The sequence below is a fragment of the Streptomyces milbemycinicus genome, assembly GCF_002154605.1.
In the GTDB taxonomy this organism is placed as follows: Bacteria; Actinomycetota; Actinomycetes; order Streptomycetales; family Streptomycetaceae; genus Streptomyces; species Streptomyces milbemycinicus.
Map to the genome: position 1 here is coordinate 1 of NZ_MUNE01000202.1, position 2,500 is coordinate 2,500.

The following is a 2,500-nucleotide window of genomic DNA, read 5'->3' on the forward strand; positions in this document are numbered from 1 at the left end:
GGGCGGGGGCGGCGGCGCCAGACGCGGGGCGCGCGGCGAGGAGCGGCGCGCCGAGATCGTCCGCTGTGCGCTCGAAGTGATCGCCGAGCGCGGCTACCGGGGCGCCACCCTGGGCGCCGTCGCCGAGCGCGTCGGCCTGACCCAGCAGGGTCTGCTGCACTACTTCCCCACCAAGGAGGCCCTGCTCGTCGCGGTGCTCGCCGAGCGCGACCAGTGGGACACCGGCTCCGCGCGGCGCGACGAGTCCACCGCCTGGCCGCTGGATCTGCTCGCCTCACTGGTGGACTACAACGCCATGCGGCCGGGGATCGTGCAGACCTTCTCCGCCCTGCTCGGCGAGAGCGTCACCGACGACCACCCGGCCCGCGAGTTCTTCACCCGGCGCTATGAGCGGGTGCGCGCCGATATGGCGGCCACCCTGCGCGGCGAGTTCGGTGACCGGCTGCCCGGGGGCCTGCGGCCCGAGGAGGCCGCGCCGCTGCTGGTCGCGGTGATGGACGGGCTGCAGTACCAGTGGCTGCACGACCCGGAGGCGGTGGACATGCCGGCCGCCTTCCGGTCCTTCCTCGCCCTGCTGGGGCAGTCGGCGCCGCCGCGCGACTGACAGCCTCGGGCCGGACATCGGCCTACGCATAGGCGTAGGTGAGGGCGTTGGAGGGGCCGCCCGGGGTGATGACCTGGACCAGGACGTCCCTGGGGCCCGGCGCCACCGGGGCGGTCACGGTGATCTGGCTGCTGGAGTCCACGGTGGGGAACAGGCTCGTGGCCCCGAACTTCACCGCTGTCGCCGTGCTGAGGTGGTCGCCGCTGATCACCACCGTGTTGCCGCCGCCCACCGGGCCGCCGGACGGCGACAGGGCCCGAACCGGTGCCGTCCACGCTCACATAGGCGCGCCTGCCGTTGGGGGCGACCGCCACGTAGAACGGGATGGACAGGCCGCCGATCGTCCTCACGACGGAGTTGCTGTACGTGCTGACGACGGACACCGAGTTGCCGCCGTAGTTGGTCACGTACAGGCGCAGACCGTCCGGCGTGAGGGCCAGGGCTCGGGGCAGGTTGAAGCCGGTGATGGTGGTCAGGACGGTGTCGGTGGCGGTGTCGAGGACGCTGACCGAGTCCGCGCCGAAGTTGCTGACATAGGCGTGCGCGCCGTCGGGGGCCATCGCGATACCGATGGGGCCGTGGCCCACGGGTATCTGCGTCAGCGGACCGGCCGACGCCGCGGGCGCCCGCGGCGATGAAGCGGGGAGCGGCATGACAACTCCTTCCGCACGGGTCCGGTACGTTCGGCACGGCCCGCGCAGAGACACCCCCCTGTGAACTCTCATCACAAGAATTTCAGCAGCCATATCCGGCCGGGTGAAGGGGAACCGGCACGGTATGGAAGCACTCCGGTGTGGAATTCCCCGGTGCGTTGCGTTTTCATACAGTCATATTCACTCCCAGCGGCATCACGCGCGCCCTTCTCAGCTGATCGAACATTCCGTTCAATCGATCCTGAGAGGCAGCCAACTCGCAGAGCTACCGGCTGCGAACCAGGCCCGCGAGTCCCGATCTGCCGGCTAACGGACCGCCACCCCCTCTCGGCCAGCGGCTTCCCGTCCCCCGGCGCAGGCCCGCCTGCACGGATCCGAAACGGCCTTTCCGCAATCCATGGCAGCGGAGACCGCAATCACCATCCGCATCCGGGAGATCCGCCGCACACCTCAAAAGGAGCCTCCCCATGGCAACACTCAATCCCACCCAAGGCCCAGCGGCCGGCGGGAACTCGGTCGTCATCACCGGGACCAACTTCACCGGCGCGACGAGCGTGAAATTCGGCACCAAATCCGCCACCTTCACCGTCAACTCCGCCACCCAGATCACCGCCACCGCCCCCTCCGGCAACGGCGTCGTGGGCGTGACGGTGACCACGCCCGGCGGCACCACCAGCCCCGTCAACTACTTCTACGTCCCCCAGCCGATCAAGACCGCCCTCAGCAACACCTCGGGCCCGCTGGCCGGGGCGACCACCACCATCTCCGGCGCCAACCTGAGCACCGCCTCGTCGGTGAGCTTCGCCGGCGTCGGCTCGGCCACCCCCACCGTGGTCAACGACAGCACCCTCAATGTCACGGCGCCGACCTCCGCCACCGCCCAGACCGTGGGGGTCACCGTCACCACCAAGGGCGGCTCCACCAACGGGCTGTTCTTCACCTACGAGGCCGCGCCCACGACCACCAGCATCACCCCGGGCACCGGCCCGGAGACCGGCGGGACCGCCAGCACCATCGTCGGCACCGGCCTCAGCGACACCACCAGTGTGACCTACGGCGCCACCTCGGCCGCCTTCGTGGTGAACAGCGACACCCAGCTCATCGCCTACGCCCCGGCCGGCACCGGGACGGTCACCGTCAATGTGACCACCCCCGGCGGCACAGACTCCACGCAGACCTTCGTCTACGCGCCCCCGCCCGGATGATCGACCCTTCTGGGGCGGGAGACGGCCGCGGCCGTCTC

Annotated in this window: 3 protein-coding genes and 1 pseudogene; 2 read left to right on the forward strand and 2 right to left on the reverse strand. The window is 70.5% G+C overall.

Annotated elements, in window-relative coordinates; all coding sequences use genetic code 11:
• The first annotated feature begins 55 nt into the window (after positions 1-55).
• Entirely contained in the window at positions 56-604 is a 549-nt protein-coding gene (locus tag CCN51_RS17620) for a TetR/AcrR family transcriptional regulator (RefSeq protein WP_086859721.1), read from the forward strand.
• 22 nt (positions 605-626) lie between these two features.
• Here CCN51_RS17620 and CCN51_RS54980 read toward each other — a convergent pair whose 3' ends face one another.
• Both CCN51_RS54980 and CCN51_RS59985 read right to left on the reverse strand, forming a co-directional pair.
• The gene (locus tag CCN51_RS54980; RefSeq protein WP_078610660.1) at positions 627-857 is read right to left on the reverse strand and encodes an IPT/TIG domain-containing protein; all 231 of its coding nucleotides are present in this window, start codon (positions 855-857) and stop codon (positions 627-629) included.
• Between the two features lie 64 nt (positions 858-921).
• Positions 922-1,350: pseudogene (locus CCN51_RS59985) on the reverse strand (YncE family protein); the annotation flags it as partial.
• A 374-nt stretch (positions 1,351-1,724) separates the two neighbouring features.
• Between CCN51_RS59985 and CCN51_RS17635 the strand changes: the two are divergent.
• On the forward strand, positions 1,725-2,462 hold the full coding sequence (locus tag CCN51_RS17635) for an IPT/TIG domain-containing protein (RefSeq protein WP_014180014.1): 738 nt from the start codon (positions 1,725-1,727) through the stop codon (positions 2,460-2,462).
• The last annotated feature ends 38 nt before the right edge of the window (positions 2,463-2,500 follow it).